The sequence below is a fragment of the Paragemmobacter straminiformis genome, from assembly GCF_014243445.1.
In the GTDB taxonomy this organism is placed as follows: Bacteria; Pseudomonadota; Alphaproteobacteria; order Rhodobacterales; family Rhodobacteraceae; genus Paragemmobacter; species Paragemmobacter straminiformis.
This window is the reverse complement of sequence record NZ_JACLQD010000006.1, coordinates 1-14,035: the sequence shown is the minus strand read 5'-3', so window position 1 is coordinate 14,035 and position 14,035 is coordinate 1. Positions and strand designations below refer to the sequence as shown.

The window sequence follows — 14,035 nt, the reverse complement described above, 5'->3', positions numbered from 1 at the left end:
AATTTGTAACGTTTCAACATGCGAATCCCGAGGGAGATTGCTCATGGACCAGCGCACGACACTTCACAGCCTTCCCCAAGCCCCGCGCGAGTTCGGCTTCTGGCTCGACGGAGCATGGGAGGGGGGGCGTCCCCTGTTCGAGCGGGCGTCTCCGGGGCATGGCGTGGCGGTGACGCTGACGCCGAAATGCACGGTTGCCGATCTGGATGCCGCCGTTGCCGCCGCGCGACGCGCCTTTGAGGATCGCGGCTGGGCGGGCCTGTCCGGGGCGGAGCGGGCGGCTGTGCTGCTGCGGGCGGCCGAGATCCTGCGCCGCCGGCGCGACGAGATCGCCTATTGGGAGGTTCTCGAGAACGGCAAGCCCATCGCGCAGGCGCGGGGCGAGATCGACCATTGCATCGCCTGTTTCGAAGTGGGTGCCGGTGCCGCGCGGCTTTTGCACGGTGACAGTTTCAACAGCCTTGGCGACGGGCTGTTCGGCATGGTGCTGCGCGAACCTGTCGGGGTGGTCGGGCTGATCACGCCGTGGAACTTTCCGTTCCTGATCCTGTGCGAGCGCGTGCCTTTCATCCTTGCCTCGGGCTGCACGATGGTTGTCAAACCCTCGGAAGTGACCAGCGCCACGAGCCTGATGCTTGGCGAGGTTCTTGCGGAAGCGGGCTTGCCCAAAGGGGTTTACAACGTCGTCACCGGCTCGGGCCGCACCATCGGGCAGGCGCTGACCGAGCATCCGGATGTGGACATGCTGTCCTTTACCGGATCGACGGGCGTGGGACGGTCGGTCGTGCATGCGGCGGCTGACAGCAATTTCAAGAAGCTCGGGCTGGAGCTGGGTGGCAAGAACCCGATCATCGTCTTTGCCGATGCCGATCTCGAGGATGCGGCGGATGGCGCGGCCTTCGGGATCAGCTTCAACACGGGACAGTGCTGCGTGTCGTCGAGCCGGTTGATCGTCGACCGCCGTGTGGCTGCCGAGTTCGAGGCGATCTTGGCCGCGAAGATGAAACGGATCGTCGTGGGCGATCCTTTGGACGAGGCGACGCAGGTCGGTGCGATCACGACGGATGCGCAGAACCAGACGATCCTGTCCTATATCGACAAGGGCAAAGCCGAAGGTGCCAAGGTGCTGACCGGCGGTGCCGCGATCGAGCTTGGTCGGGGCAGCTATATCGCGCCGACGCTGTTTTCGGGTGTCACGCCGGACATGGCGATTGCGCGGGACGAAATCTTCGGGCCTGTGCTGTCGTCGTTCACCTTTAACACGACGGACGAGGCGATCCGCCTTGCGAACGATACGGTCTATGGTCTTGCGGCCAGTGTCTGGTCGAAGAACATCGACACCGCCCTGACCGTGTCGCGGCGGGTGCGCGCGGGGCGGTTCTGGGTCAATTGCATTATGGCGGGAGGGCCGGAAATGCCCTTGGGCGGGTTCAAGCAATCGGGCTGGGGGCGCGAGGCCGGCGTCTACGGGGTGGAGGAATACACGCAGGTGAAATCCGTCCATGTCGAGATCGGCAAGCGCAGCCACTGGATCAAGTGATATGGCGCAGGGGTTCGATTATGTCATCGTCGGCGGCGGCTCGGCCGGATGCGTTCTTGCCGCCCGCCTGTCCGAAGACCCTGCGGCGCGCGTCTGTCTGATCGAGGCAGGCGGGAAGGATTCCCACCCGCTGATCCACATGCCCGTGGGCTTTGCCAAGATGACCACGGGGCCGCTGACATGGGGTCTTGTTACCGCGCCGCAGAAACATGCCAACATGCGCGAGATCCCCTATGCCCAGGCGCGGGTTCTGGGGGGCGGCTCGTCCATCAACGCGGAGATCTTCACGCGTGGCCACCCGTCGGACTATGACCGCTGGGCCGAGGACGAGGGGGCGGAGGGCTGGGCCTTCAAGGATATACAGAAGTACTTCCTGCGATCGGAAGGCAACGCGATCCTGTCGGGCGGCTGGCACGGGACGGACGGCCCCCTGGGGGTGTCGAACATTCCCGACCCGAACCCGTTGAGCCGTGCTTTCGTGCAGAGCTGTCAGGAACTCGGGATGCCCTACAACCCCGATTTCAACGGGGAACGGCAAGAAGGGGCGGGCATCTACCAGACCACCACGCGCGGCAACCGTCGCTGTTCGGCGGCGGTCGGCTATCTGCGCCCGGCGATGGCGCGGGCGAACCTGACCGTTGTCACCGGAGCCTTGGTGCTGCGGGTGGTTTTCGAGGGGCAGCGGGCGGTCGGCGTCGAATATGCCGTTGGCGGTGCCGTGACGGTCGCGCGGGCCGAGGCCGAGGTGATCGTGACCTCGGGGGCCATCGGCAGCCCGAAGCTGATGATGCTGTCGGGCATCGGTCCTGCGGCGCATCTGGCCCGGCACGGCATTCGGGTCGTGCAGGACCTGCCCGGTGTCGGCCAGAACCTGCATGACCATTTCGGCATCGACATCGTGGCCGAGTTGAAGGGTCACGAAAGCCTCGACAAATACAACAGGCCGCATTGGGCGCTTTGGGCGGGGATGCAATATGCGCTGTTCAACTCGGGTCCGGTGACGTCCAACGTCGTCGAGGGCGGGGCGTTCTGGTATGCCGACGGGCAGGGGTCGCGCGCGAACCCCGATTTGCAGTTCCACTTCCTGTGCGGGGCCGGGGCCGAAGCCGGTGTGCCAAGCGTGCCGAAAGGGTCGTCAGGCATCACGCTCAACAGCTATACCCTGCGGCCCAAGGCGCGCGGGTCGGTTACGCTGCGTTCGGCCGATCCCAAGGCCGCGCCGGTGGTGGACCCCAATTTCCTTGGCCACCCCGATGACCTGCGGATTTCGGTCGAAGGGGTGAAGATCAGCCGCGAGATCTTCAGCCAGCCTTCCTTGCAGAAATACATCAAGGACATCCGCTTCCCCGACAACACCATCCGCACGCAGGCCGACTATGAGGCCTATGCGCGCCAATATGGCCGGACATCCTATCATCCGACCTGCACCTGCAAGATGGGCAAGGACGAGATGGCGGTCGTGGACCCGCAACTTCGCGTGCGCGGCGTGGACGGGCTGCGGATTTGCGACAGTTCGGTCATGCCGTCGCTGATCGGATCGAACACAAACGCGCCGTCGATCATGATCGGCGAACGGGCTGCGGACCTGATCCGCGGCAACCGTTAGGCCTCCTCCCGGCTGACGCGCGACTGGGGCGGCCCGAAAGGCCGCCCCTCTTCGTTCAGTCGAAGTCGGGCGCGTAGGGCACGAGGTTCTTGCCGACGATCCGGTAGCCCGTGGACATCAGCCGGTCGATCCGGCCCATGTCGATGGAGGAGAGGGTGAAATCCATCACCTCGTAATTGGCGCGGATGTTTTCGGGCTTGGTGGACATGGTGTTGATCGGAACGCCCTTTTGCAGGATCCAGCGCAGGACGGTCTGGGCGGCTGATTTCCCGTAGCCCGCCCCGATTTCGGCAAAGAGCGGGTATTTGAACACCTCGCCCCGCGCGACCGAGCAGTAGGAGGAGAGGGGAATTCCCGTCTCGTCCGCTGCCGCAAGCAGTTTCGACTGGTCGAGAAGCGGGTGGAATTCGACCTGGTTTGTCACCAGCGGAGCGTCGACGATGGCGCGGGCCTGCCGCATCATGGCGGCGGTGTAGTTGGAAATGCCGATGTGACGGGCAAGGCCGCGGTCATGGGCCATTTGCAGCAGGCGCAGCGACCCCGCGATGTCGCCGCCCGGCGTGGGCCAATGCAGGAGCAGGATGTCGGCCCGGCTGATCCTGAGCGCCTTGAGCGATGCCTCGACCGACGGAAGGAAAGTGGCTTCGGTGAAGTTCTCGATCCCCACCTTGGTCGTGATGCACAGATCGTCGCGGGCAATTCCGCTTTCGGCGAGGGCCGCGCCCGTATCGGCCTCGTTGCCATACATCTGCGCGGTGTCGAAGGCGCGATAGCCTGCCGAAATGGCGGCCTCGATTGCGGTCCGCAGCACTTCGCCCTTGAGGGGGAACGTGCCGAAGGCGCGTTGGTGGTTTTTCTGGAACGTTATGTTCATGGGCTTTTGTCCTTCCCTGACGCTTGCAGCCAAAACAGGCGGAATCCGTGCATTTTGACGCTTGATCTTCCGTCCCGATCCTCGTTATCGTTATAACCGGTTAGTTACTTATTGCCAACCGTGGAAGGAGAGCCCCGTGTCGAAAGTGAAGTCTGCCGCCGAGGCGGCGCGTCTTGTCGCAGATGGGGCGACGGTTGCGGTGAACTCGTCCTCGGGGCTGCTTTGCCCCGATGATGTGCTGAAAGCCCTTGGCGAACGCTTCCTTGCCGAAGGGGCGCCGCGCGACCTGACGACGATTCACCCGATCGCGGCGGGTGACATGTTCGGCACCAAGGGCGTGGACCATCTGGCGCACAAGGGGATGATCCGTCGAATCATCGGCGGGTCCTATCCGTCGGGCCCGACGAATGCCGAACCGCCGTTGATCTGGCAGCGTATCCTTGCCGAGGATGTCGCGGCGTGGAACGTGCCGTCGGGGATCGTCTTTGACATGTTGCGCGAAGGGGCGGCCAAGCGCCCCGGCGTGCTGACCAAGGTCGGGATGGATACGTTCGTGGACCCCGAACAGGATGGCTGCGCGATGAACCGGACCGCGCGCAACAGCCCGCTGGTGCGCAGAGTGGAATTCGACGGTGAGACCTGGCTGCATTTTCCCGCGATCCAGCCCGATGTGGCGATCATCCGTGCCAGCACGGCGGACGAGAACGGCAACCTGACCTTCGAGCAGGAGGGGGCCACGCTTGGCGCGATGGAGATGGCGCTTGCCGCGCGCAATTCCGGTGGCATCGTCATCGCCCAGGTCCGGCGCGTTGCCGCGCAGGGGACGCTGAAGCCGCATGATGTGCGCGTTCCGGGCATTCTGGTCGATGTGATCGTCGAGGCGCCGGATCAGTTGCAGACAACGGCGACGGCCTATGATCCGGCCATCTCGGGCGAGCTGTTCCGGCCGCTGCACAGTTTCCGCGTGCCTGAGTTCAACGTCTCGAAGGTCATCGCGCGCCGTGTGGCGATGGAGATGCGGGCCGGCTGGGCGGTGAACATCGGCTTCGGCATATCGGCCAACGTTCCGCGCGTGCTGCTTGAGGAGGGCCACCACGGCAAGGTGACATGGGTCATCGAACAGGGGGCCGTGGGGGGCGTGCCGCTGCTGGACTTCAAATTCGGCTGTGCCGCGAATGCCGAGGCTTTCGTCGCCTCGCCGCACCAGTTCATCTATTTTCAGGCGGGCGGGTTCGACTGTTCGCTGCTGTCCTTTCTCGAGATCGATGCCGAAGGTTCGGTCAATGTCAGCCGCCTGTCGGCCACGCCGCACCGCACGGCGGGTGCGGGCGGGTTTGTCGACATCACGGCGCGGGCGAAGAAGATCGTCTTCAGCGGCAATTTCAATGCCGGGGCCAAGATGCGGATCGAGGATGGCAGGCTGGTGATCGACAAGGAGGGCAAGATTGCCAAGATCGTGCCGAAGGTCGATCAGGTCAGCTTTTCGGGGCGGCGGGCGCGGATGCAGGGGCAGGACATCACCTATGTCACCGAACGCTGCGTGATCCGGCTTGTGGAGCAGGGGTTGATGGTGACCGAAATCGCCCCCGGACTGGACCTGCAACGCGATGTGCTGGATCAGGCGGCTACGCCGCTCATGGTGTCGCCCGAATTGCGGCTGATGGAGGGGCGGCTGTTCCAGCCCGAACCGATGGGGCTTGAGCTGTGACGGACCCGCGAGTTGATCTTTCGATCGCCGAGGGTATCGCGCGTCTGACGATCCGCCACGCCGACAAGCTGAACGCGCTGGACGCGGCGATGGTCGATGCGCTTTTGCCGCTGTGCCGCCGGATCGAGCGGTCTGACGCCTTTGTCGTGATCCTTGGCGGCGAGGGGGGCAAATCCTTTTGCGCGGGCGGGGATATCGCCGCTTGGTCGGGGTGGAGCCCCGAGGACTTCGGGCGTCACTGGGTGCGTGACGGCCACGCCGCCTTTGACGCGCTGGCGCGGCTGGCCCAGCCGGTGATTGCCGTGCTGGACGGGCATTGTCTGGGCGGGGGGCTGGAGCTGGCCGCCTGCGCCGATCTGCGCATCGCCGAGGCGCATGTGAAGATCGGCCAGCCCGAAACCGGCCTTGGCATCATTCCCGGCTGGTCGGGAACGCAACGGGCGGTGCGCCGCTTCGGGCCGCAGGTGGTGCGCCGCATGGCGCTGATGGGCGAGGTGTTTCTGGCCGACGAGGCGCTGCGTCTGGGCCTGGTCGATCAGGTCGTCCCGACGGGAGAGGGCCATGCCGCAGCCCTGGGGGTGGCGGAGCGTCTGGGCGCAAGGTCGCCGCGCGCCACGGAGCTTGCCAAGATGATGATAAACGCCGCCGAGGGCGAAGAACGCGAGCGCGTGATCGAGGCGCTGGCCGGTTCCATCGCCGCCGCTTCGACCGACCTTGCCGAGGGGCTGGCGGCCTTTCGCGAAAAGCGCAAACCAAGGTTTTCAGCACGGAGGGACACCGAATGATCCGCCATATCGTCGCTTTGCGTTTCCGGACGGGAACGCCGGTTGCGACCAAACTGGCGCTTTACCGCGATCTGGCGGGGCTTTCGGACCATATCGACGGCATCCTCGATTTCCGGCATTTCGACAATGTCTCGGTTGAAACGCCGCTCGTGCGCGGGTTCGACGATGTTTTCTGGTTCGATTTCCGCGATGTTGCCGTGCGTGACACCTATCTGGACGATCCGGCGCACAAGGCTGTGGGCGCGCGGATCGTGGCCGAGCTGGACGGGGGCATCGACGGGGTCTTCGTCGCGGACGTTGCGCTGTGACGCCGGAGGACAGGTCTTTTCTGGCATCACTTTTCGCAACGGCCGTTGCGGCTGCCGACCCGATGCGCGCCCTTGCGGCGCATCTGCCGGAACGGCCGAAGGGCAGGACCATCGTCATCGGGGCAGGGAAGGGGGCCGCGCAGCTTGCAGCGGCCTTCGAGCGCCTTTGGCAGGGGCCGTTGGAAGGCGTGGTCGTCACGCGCTACGGCTATGCCTGCCCCACAGCGCGTATCCGCGTGCTTGAGGCCGCGCATCCCGTGCCGGATGCGGCGGGACGTGCCGCCTCGGCTGCGCTGTTCGATGCGGTGCGCGGCCTTGGCCCCGACGATCTTGTCGTGGCTTTGGTCTGCGGGGGCGGATCGGCGTTGCTGCCCTGTCCGCCCGGCGATCTGACGCTGGACGATGAAGCCGCGCTGAACCGCGCGCTGCTGGCCTCGGGCGCGCCGATTTCCGTGATGAACGCGATCCGCAAGCAGGTTTCCGGCATCAAGGGCGGGCGTCTGGCTGCGGCATGCTTTCCGGCGCGCGTCGTCTCGCTGGTCGTTTCGGATGTGCCGGGGGATGATCCGGCGCAGGTGGCAAGTGGTCCGACCGTGCCGGATGCCGTTACGCGCGCTGAGGCGCGGGCGCTGGCGCAAAGCTGGCGGATCGGACTGCCGCCCCGCATCGCAGACTGGCTGGCGGGTGAGGCGGGCCCCGCCCCGGACCCGCGCGATCCGGTCTTTGCGCGCAACGAGGTCCGCGTCATTGCCTCGGCCCGCCTGTCGCTTGAGGCGGCAGCGCAGGCGGCAGCGGCGAAGGGGGTTCCGGCGGTGATCCTGTCGGATGCCATCGAGGGCGAGGCGCGCGATGTGGGCCGTGTCCATGCGGCACTGGTGCGCGAGGTGGCATCGCGCGACCGTCCTTTTGCGCGCCCCGTGGTGATGCTGTCGGGCGGGGAAACGACGGTCACACTGCGGGCCAAGGGGCGGGGCGGGCGCAACAGCGAATTCCTGCTTGCCGCGGCCCTGGCGGCCGAAGGGGTGCCCTTTGCGGCACTTGCCGCCGACACGGACGGGATCGACGGGTCCGAGGACAATGCCGGCGCCTTTGCCACCGGCGAGAGCGCGGCACGGCTGCGCACCCTTGGGCGCGATCCGGCGGCGCTGCTGGCCGGAAACGATGCCTTCACGGCATTCGAGGCGCTTGGCGACCTGTTCACACCGGGACCGACCGGCACGAATGTGAACGATTTCCGCGCCTTCCTGATCCGCTAGGTTCAGGGCAGCATCATCAGCGTGGTGCTGCCCTTCTGCACGATCTGCCCTGTCTGGTTGCGGGCTTCGACCGCCAGTTCGACGATGGCCCGACCGCCGTCGCGGGCGGTCCTTTTCGAGGCGATGGTGAAGGTCGCCTGCAATTCATCGCCGGCCAGAACCGGCGCGCTGAACCGGATGTCCCAGCCAAGCGAGGCCACCGCGCGCAGCTGTGCGCCGGCCTGATTTTTCAGCCCGTCGATCAGCGACAGCACCAAGAGCCCGTGCGCGACACGGCGCGGAAAGCCGAGTGCGCGTGCCGCCGCATCATCCATGTGCAGGGCGAAGCGGTCGCCGGACAGATCGGCAAAGCGGTCGATCGCCGTGGCTTCGACCACGGTGCGACCGGTTTCGATCCGGTCGCCGATGTGCAAGGCGCTGTGGCCGTAGTGTCCGGCGGGCAGGCTGCGCCCTTTCATGCCGGAACCGGCGCATCCTCGCGCAGGAGGCCGCGCGATTTCAGCGCGGCCCAGAAGGCGGAGGGGATGGGATGGCTGAACCATGCAAGGTTCTGCTTCAGCTGGGCCACGGTGCGCGTGCCTGCGCAGAACGAGGGCACCGCCGGATGGGCCACGACGAATTGCAGGGCGGCGGCGGGCAGGGGCACGTTGTATTCGGCGCAGACCGCCTCGATCTTCGCGACCTTGTCCATGATGGGGGCGGGTGCCGGGGCGTAGTTGTATTTGGCCCCCGGCTTGGCACCGGTGGCAAGGATGCCCGAATTGAACCCGCCGCCCACAAGGACAGCCGCCCCGCGCTTTTCGCAGAGCGGCAGGAATTCGTTGAGCGAATCCTGTTCCAGCAAGGTGTAGCGCCCCGCCAGAAGGAAGCAGTCGAAATCGCGCTGTTTCAGGGCCTCGTGGCAGACTTCCCATTCGTTGACGCCGACGCCGATTGCCTTGACCACCCCCTGCGAGCGCAGGTCGTCGAGCGCGCGGTAGCAGCCGTCCATCGCCTGCCGGAAGACTTCGGGCTGGTCCTTTCCACGGGTGAAAACGTCGATGTCATGGATAAAGACGATGTCCATCCGTTCAAGCGCCATGCGCTGGAGGCTGTCTTGCACGGAGCGCATGGTTCCGTCGTAGCTGTAGTCGAACTCCATCGTGAAGGGGGCCGCGTTGACCCAAGGGGCAAAGTCGATCGATTCGCGTTTCGCCGGATGCAGGACCCGTCCGACCTTTGACGACAGAACGAAATCGTCGCGGTTTTTCCAGCGCAGCGCCTGACCTGTCCGGATTTCGGAGAGGCCGTGGCCATACATGGGGGCGGTGTCATAGAACCTTATCCCCGCCTGCCACGAGGTTTCGAACATCGCGGCCGAGGTTTCCTCGTCGATTTCGGCGAAGATGTTGCCGACGGGCGCTGTGCCGAAGGCAAAGGCGGTCACATCCAGATCGACGCGACCGAATTTCCGCTTGGTGTCAGGTGTCATGCGAGCCTCCCGTAAGTAACCGTTTGGTGCATTGTTGGCAGTCTTGCCGCCCGCCTGCAAGGGAAAAGCCGACGTACGCCGCAAGAATGGGCTTGACCGGTCGCTTTCCTGCCGTTTATGTAACTGGATAGTTACTAACTGGAAGATGACGCCATGTATCTGAGCGAGATGCAGGAGCAGGTTCGGGATATGGCCCGCGCCTTTGCCGACGAGGTGATCCGCCCCGCCGCCGAGGCGCTGGACCGCGACGAACGCTTTCCGTCCGAGATCTATGACGAGATGGCAAAGCTTGGCCTTTTCGGCATCGGCGTGCCCGAGGCGATGGGCGGCCCGGGTTTCGATACGCTGACCTATGCCGTGGTGATGGAAGAACTGTCGCGCGGCTATGCCAGCGTGGCCGACCAATGCGGATTGGTCGAACTCATTTCCTCGCTTCTGGTGCGGCACGGCACCGACACGCAGCGCAAGATGCTGCCCGAGGTGCTGTCGATGCGTTCGAGGGTGGCCTATTGCATCACCGAACCCGAGGCGGGGACGGATGTGTCGGGCATCCGCACCACCGCCGAACAGGACGGTGACGGCTGGCGGCTGAACGGCGGCAAGATCTGGATCCACAACGCCCCTGTGGCCGATGTCGGCTTTGTCCTTGCCCGCACCGACAAGGAGGCGGGCAACCGTGGCATGTCGATCTTCATCGTCGATCTGCACGCGGCGGGGGTGGAGCGCGGACCCAAGGAACACAAGATGGGCCAACGGGCCAGTCAGGTCGGGGCGCTGACCTTCTCGGATGTGCGTCTTGGTCGCGATGCGCTGCTGGGCGAGGCCGGGCGCGGCTTTCACATGATGATGAGCGTGCTGGACAAGGGCCGCGTGGGTATCGCGGCATTGGCCGTGGGTATCGCGCAGGCGGGGCTTGAGGCGGCGGTGGATTATGCCGGCACGCGCAAGCAGTTCGGCAAGCAGATCGCCGAGTTTCAGGGCGTGCAATGGCTGCTGGCCGATATGGCCAAGGACATCGAAGCCGCGCGCCTTCTGGTCCATTCGGCGGCAAGCAAGATTGACCGCGGGCAGGATGCCACCAAGGCCTGTTCGATGGCCAAGTGCTTTGCCGGAGATATGGCCGTCGCCCGCACGGCGGATGCGGTGCAGGTGTTCGGCGGGTCGGGCTATATCCGCGGGTTCGAGGTGGAGCGGCTCTACCGTGATGCGAAGATCTGCCAGATCTACGAAGGCACCAACCAGATCCAGCGCATGATCATCGCGCGCGAGCTGTTGAAGAAGGGCGCGCGGGCATGAGGCAGGTTGCACTTGTCACCGGATCGTCGCGCGGAATCGGGCTGGCCGCAGCCGAGGCGCTGGCCCGCGAAGGGTTCGCCATCGCGATCAACGGGCCTGTCGCGGATGGGGAGCTGTCCCGTGCCGTGGACCGGATCGCGGCGCTTGGCGCGCCAGTGGTCGCGGCCGCCTTCGACGTTTCCGATCTGACGCGCCACGAGGCCGAGCTGGCCCGGATCGAAGCCGCGCTTGGCCCGCTGACGACGTTGGTCAACAACGCGGGCGTCGGCGTTCTGAAACGCGGTGACCTGCTCGACGTGTCCGAGGAAAGCTGGGACCGTTGCCTGACTGTCAACACCAAGGCGATGTTCTTCCTGTCGCAGGCCTTTGCGCGCCGCCTGTTGGCGCGCGACCGGCCTGCGGCGCTGTTCCACGCAATCGTCAACGTCACCTCGTCCAATGCCGTGGCCGTGGCGGTCCAGCGCGCCGAATATTGTGCGAGCAAGGCCGCCGCTGCGATGGTGTCGAAGGCTTTGGCCGTGCGTCTGGGGGGCGAGAACATCGCCGTCTATGATGTCCAGCCCGGCCTGATCGCCACCGACATGACAGCTCCCGTCATCGAGATGTATGCCAAGCGCGCCGCCGAGGGGCTGACCCTTTTCCCCCGCGTCGGCCAGCCCGAGGATATGGGCGCGATCATCGCCGCGCTTGCCTCGGGCAAACTTCCCTACACCACGGGTCAGGCGATTTCGGCGGATGCCGGAATGCTGGTTCCCCGCTTCTGAAAGGTCCGTGCCATGAAGATCGCCCTTCCCGACGCGCAAGGCCGCCTTGCGGACTATAGCCTGACCGGAACACCTCTGCCCGAGGGGAAGCTTTCGGCCAATGCCCTTCGCACGGTCTATTCGGCGGCCCATGTCGTGGCCGATCCCTTCACCGGCAACGATCCTTCGGGGCGGGCGACGGTGGATTGGGACCGCACGATGGACTTTCGCCGCTACCTTGCCGGTCTGGGGCTTGGCATCGCCGAGGCGATGGACACCGCGCAGCGCGGCATGGGTCTTGATTGGCAGGGGGCGCTGGAACTGATCCGCCGCACGCGGTCGGAGGTGCCGGATGCGCTGGTGGCCAATGGCTGCGGCACCGACCACCTCGACCCTGCCGATGCCCGGAGTCTGGACGATGTGATCCGCGCCTATCTGGAACAGGTCGATGCGATCCAGAAGCTGGATGCCCGCATCATCCTGATGGCCAGCCGGGCGCTTGCCCGCGTGGCCAGGGGGCCGGCGGATTACCTGCATGTCTATGACCGCGTGCTGGGCGCCTGCGACCGGCCGGTGATCCTGCACTGGCTGGGCGAGATGTTCGATCCGCAACTGGCCGGATACTGGGGCGGCCGCGGGTTCGAGGACGCGCTTGAAACCGCGCTGGATGTGATCGAGCGCAACCGCTCGAAGGTGGACGGAATCAAGATCAGCCTGCTGGACAAGGACAAGGAAATCGCCATGCGCCGCCGCCTGCCCGCAGGCGTGAAGATGTATACGGGCGACGATTTCAACTATCCCGAACTGATCGAAGGCGATGCGCAGGGCTTCAGCCACGCGCTGCTGGGCATCTTCGACCCGCTTGCCCCGGCTGCTGCCCATGCCGTCGGCCTGCTGGGCAAGGGCGATGCGGCGGGGTTCCGTGCGACGCTGGACCCGACCGTCCCGCTGGCGCGCCTGATCTTCCGCGCGCCCACGCAATATTACAAGACGGGCGTGGTGTTCCTGGCCTGGCTGAATGGCTTTCAAGACCATTTCGTCATGCTGAACGGCGCGCAGGCGATGCGCCCGCTTCCCTATTTCACCGAAGTGTTCCGGCTGGCGGATGGCGCGGGTCTTTTGCGCCAGCCCGGGCTTGCGGTGGAGCGGATGAAGAAACTCCTCGCGCTCTACGGGGTGTGATGTGAGGGACTTCACGGATGACCACTCGGCCCTTGCGCTGAACACTGCAAGCTTGGGCCACAACTTGGACGGCGCAGGGGCCGGGTGGTCGCCCGAACGTGTCATCGACGCCTGCGCCGCGCGCGGCTATGGCGGCATCGTCTTTTGGCGGCGCGAGATCGGGCAGCGCGCAGTCGAGATCGGCGATCGTGTGCGCGCGGCCGGACTGCAGGTCGCGGGTCTGTGCCGTACGCCCTATCTTGTGGGGTCGGATGCCCCGCGTGGCGACGATCTGCGGGCCTCGATCGGCATGGCGGCCGACCTTGGCGCACCGGTTCTGACCATCGTCACGGGCGGGACCGAACCGGGAACCAAGGGCGTGATCGAAACGCAGAAACGTCTGGCCGAACGGGTGGCCGAAGCCGCGCCGCTTGCGGCGGCGGCGGGTGTGTCGCTGGCCCTCGAACCGCTAAACCCGATGTTCGGCGGCAATCGCACCTGCATTTTCACCGTAGCCGACGCGCTTGCCGTGGCCGACAGCGTGGCGGCCCCGAATGTGGGCATTGCGGTCGATGTCTATCATGTCTGGTGGGACCGGACGCTGGCCGAAAGCCTTACCGCTGCACGGGGCAGGGTGCTGGGCTATCACCTCTGCGACTGGCTTGAGACCACGCGCCACATGCTGCTCGACCGGGGCATGATGGGCGATGGCGTGGCCGATCTGCGCGCGATCCGTCAGGCGGTCGAGGACGGGGCCGGCTACACGGGCCTTTGCGAGGTCGAGGTTTTCTCGGCCGAGGATTGGTGGAAGCGCGATCCGGCCGAGGTGCTGGATGTGATCGTGGACCGCTTCCGCCGCTATTGCTGACCAATCTGGAGATTTCCGCATGAAGGTTCTGGTGCCTGTCAAACGGGTGATCGACTACAACGTGAAGGTCCGTGTGAAGGCGGACGGATCGGGGGTCGATCTGGCGAATGTGAAGATGTCGATGAACCCCTTTGACGAGATTGCCGTGGAAGAGGCGATCCGTCTGCGCGAGAAGGGGATTGCGACCGAGGTCGTGGTCGTCTCGATCGGCGTGAAGCAAAGCCAGGAGACGCTGCGCACCGCGCTGGCGATGGGTGCCGACCGTGCGATCCTGATCGAAGCGGCTGCCGATGTGCATACCGACATCGAACCCCTTTCCGTGGCCAAGCTGCTGGCGGCCGTGGTCAAGGAAGAGGGTCCGGGTCTGGTGCTTTGCGGCAAGCAGGCCATCGACAATGACATGAACGCCACGGGGCAGA

14 protein-coding genes are annotated in these 14,035 nt (G+C 65.5%); 11 read left to right on the top strand and 3 right to left on the bottom strand.

The features are described from left to right. The first annotated feature begins 43 nt into the window (after positions 1 to 43). Positions 44 to 1,540: an aldehyde dehydrogenase family protein gene (locus H7F16_RS17565; RefSeq protein WP_185798948.1), complete on the top strand. Its 1,497-nt coding sequence runs from the start codon at positions 44 to 46 to the stop codon at positions 1,538 to 1,540. Between the two features lies 1 nt (position 1,541). Then, positions 1,542 to 3,146, top strand: coding sequence for a GMC family oxidoreductase (locus tag H7F16_RS17560; protein WP_185798947.1), 1,605 nt, complete (start codon positions 1,542 to 1,544; stop codon positions 3,144 to 3,146). A gap of 55 nt (positions 3,147 to 3,201) precedes the next feature. Here H7F16_RS17560 and H7F16_RS17555 read toward each other — a convergent pair whose 3' ends face one another. Continuing rightward, positions 3,202 to 4,020, bottom strand: a complete 819-nt coding sequence (locus H7F16_RS17555; RefSeq protein WP_185798946.1) for an aldo/keto reductase — start codon at positions 4,018 to 4,020, stop codon at positions 3,202 to 3,204. A 136-nt stretch (positions 4,021 to 4,156) separates the two neighbouring features. Here H7F16_RS17555 and H7F16_RS17550 point away from each other — a divergent pair, with 136 nt between their 5' ends. The 4 genes from H7F16_RS17550 to H7F16_RS17535 all read left to right on the top strand — a co-directional run bounded on the left by H7F16_RS17550 (position 4,157) and on the right by H7F16_RS17535 (position 8,077). Then, positions 4,157 to 5,728, top strand: coding sequence for an acyl CoA:acetate/3-ketoacid CoA transferase (locus H7F16_RS17550; protein ID WP_185798945.1), 1,572 nt, complete (start codon positions 4,157 to 4,159; stop codon positions 5,726 to 5,728). Beyond that, positions 5,725 to 6,513 carry an enoyl-CoA hydratase-related protein gene (locus H7F16_RS17545; RefSeq protein ID WP_185798944.1) on the top strand — a complete coding sequence of 263 codons (789 nt, stop codon included), beginning with the start codon at positions 5,725 to 5,727 and terminating at the stop codon, positions 6,511 to 6,513. Before H7F16_RS17550 ends, H7F16_RS17545 begins: the two co-directional genes overlap by 4 nt. Continuing rightward, positions 6,510 to 6,821, top strand: coding sequence for a Dabb family protein (locus tag H7F16_RS17540; protein WP_185798943.1), 312 nt, complete (start codon positions 6,510 to 6,512; stop codon positions 6,819 to 6,821). The genes H7F16_RS17545 and H7F16_RS17540 overlap by 4 nt, the downstream gene beginning before the upstream one ends. A 62-nt stretch (positions 6,822 to 6,883) precedes the next feature. Further along, complete coding sequence (locus tag H7F16_RS17535) at positions 6,884 to 8,077, top strand: glycerate kinase type-2 family protein (protein WP_206682618.1); 1,194 nt, start codon at positions 6,884 to 6,886, stop codon at positions 8,075 to 8,077. A 2-nt stretch (positions 8,078 to 8,079) separates the two neighbouring features. On the opposite strand, the gene H7F16_RS17530 is transcribed toward H7F16_RS17535, so the two are convergent. Both H7F16_RS17530 and H7F16_RS17525 read right to left on the bottom strand, forming a co-directional pair. Continuing rightward, positions 8,080 to 8,535: a MaoC family dehydratase gene (locus H7F16_RS17530; RefSeq protein WP_185798941.1), complete on the bottom strand. Its 456-nt coding sequence runs from the start codon at positions 8,533 to 8,535 to the stop codon at positions 8,080 to 8,082. Continuing rightward, the gene (locus H7F16_RS17525; protein WP_185798940.1) at positions 8,532 to 9,548 is read right to left on the bottom strand and encodes an aldo/keto reductase; all 1,017 of its coding nucleotides are present in this window, start codon (positions 9,546 to 9,548) and stop codon (positions 8,532 to 8,534) included. The genes H7F16_RS17530 and H7F16_RS17525 overlap by 4 nt, the downstream gene beginning before the upstream one ends. A 153-nt stretch (positions 9,549 to 9,701) precedes the next feature. Here H7F16_RS17525 and H7F16_RS17520 point away from each other — a divergent pair, with 153 nt between their 5' ends. The 5 genes from H7F16_RS17520 to H7F16_RS17500 all read left to right on the top strand — a co-directional run. Then, the gene (locus H7F16_RS17520; RefSeq protein WP_185798939.1) at positions 9,702 to 10,844 is read left to right on the top strand and encodes an acyl-CoA dehydrogenase family protein; all 1,143 of its coding nucleotides are present in this window, start codon (positions 9,702 to 9,704) and stop codon (positions 10,842 to 10,844) included. After that, complete coding sequence (locus H7F16_RS17515) at positions 10,841 to 11,608, top strand: 3-ketoacyl-ACP reductase (RefSeq protein WP_185798938.1); 768 nt, start codon at positions 10,841 to 10,843, stop codon at positions 11,606 to 11,608. The genes H7F16_RS17520 and H7F16_RS17515 overlap by 4 nt, the downstream gene beginning before the upstream one ends. A gap of 12 nt (positions 11,609 to 11,620) precedes the next feature. After that, complete coding sequence (locus tag H7F16_RS17510) at positions 11,621 to 12,769, top strand: dihydrodipicolinate synthase family protein (RefSeq protein ID WP_185798937.1); 1,149 nt, start codon at positions 11,621 to 11,623, stop codon at positions 12,767 to 12,769. Position 12,770: 1 nt separating this feature from the next. Further along, on the top strand, positions 12,771 to 13,616 hold the full coding sequence (locus H7F16_RS17505; protein ID WP_185798936.1) for a TIM barrel protein: 846 nt from the start codon (positions 12,771 to 12,773) through the stop codon (positions 13,614 to 13,616). A gap of 19 nt (positions 13,617 to 13,635) precedes the next feature. Further along, positions 13,636 to 14,035, top strand: a 400-nt coding sequence (locus tag H7F16_RS17500; protein WP_185798551.1) for an electron transfer flavoprotein subunit beta/FixA family protein, incomplete at its 3' end; no start/stop codon positions are given.

What these genes read in the sequence shown, in the direction of transcription:
- H7F16_RS17555 (WP_185798946.1), bottom strand. Translation starts at nt 4,020, where the DNA reads ATGAACATAACGTTCCAGAAAAACCACCAACGCGCCTTCGGCACGTTC.
- H7F16_RS17530 (WP_185798941.1), bottom strand. Translation starts at nt 8,535, where the DNA reads ATGAAAGGGCGCAGCCTGCCCGCCGGACACTACGGCCACAGCGCCTTG.
- H7F16_RS17525 (WP_185798940.1), bottom strand. Translation starts at nt 9,548, where the DNA reads ATGACACCTGACACCAAGCGGAAATTCGGTCGCGTCGATCTGGATGTG.
- H7F16_RS17560 (WP_185798947.1), top strand. Translation starts at nt 1,542, where the DNA reads ATGGCGCAGGGGTTCGATTATGTCATCGTCGGCGGCGGCTCGGCCGGA.
- H7F16_RS17535 (WP_206682618.1), top strand. Translation starts at nt 6,884, where the DNA reads ATGCGCGCCCTTGCGGCGCATCTGCCGGAACGGCCGAAGGGCAGGACC.
- H7F16_RS17520 (WP_185798939.1), top strand. Translation starts at nt 9,702, where the DNA reads ATGTATCTGAGCGAGATGCAGGAGCAGGTTCGGGATATGGCCCGCGCC.
- H7F16_RS17565 (WP_185798948.1), top strand. Translation starts at nt 44, where the DNA reads ATGGACCAGCGCACGACACTTCACAGCCTTCCCCAAGCCCCGCGCGAG.
- H7F16_RS17515 (WP_185798938.1), top strand. Translation starts at nt 10,841, where the DNA reads ATGAGGCAGGTTGCACTTGTCACCGGATCGTCGCGCGGAATCGGGCTG.
- H7F16_RS17510 (WP_185798937.1), top strand. Translation starts at nt 11,621, where the DNA reads ATGAAGATCGCCCTTCCCGACGCGCAAGGCCGCCTTGCGGACTATAGC.
- H7F16_RS17540 (WP_185798943.1), top strand. Translation starts at nt 6,510, where the DNA reads ATGATCCGCCATATCGTCGCTTTGCGTTTCCGGACGGGAACGCCGGTT.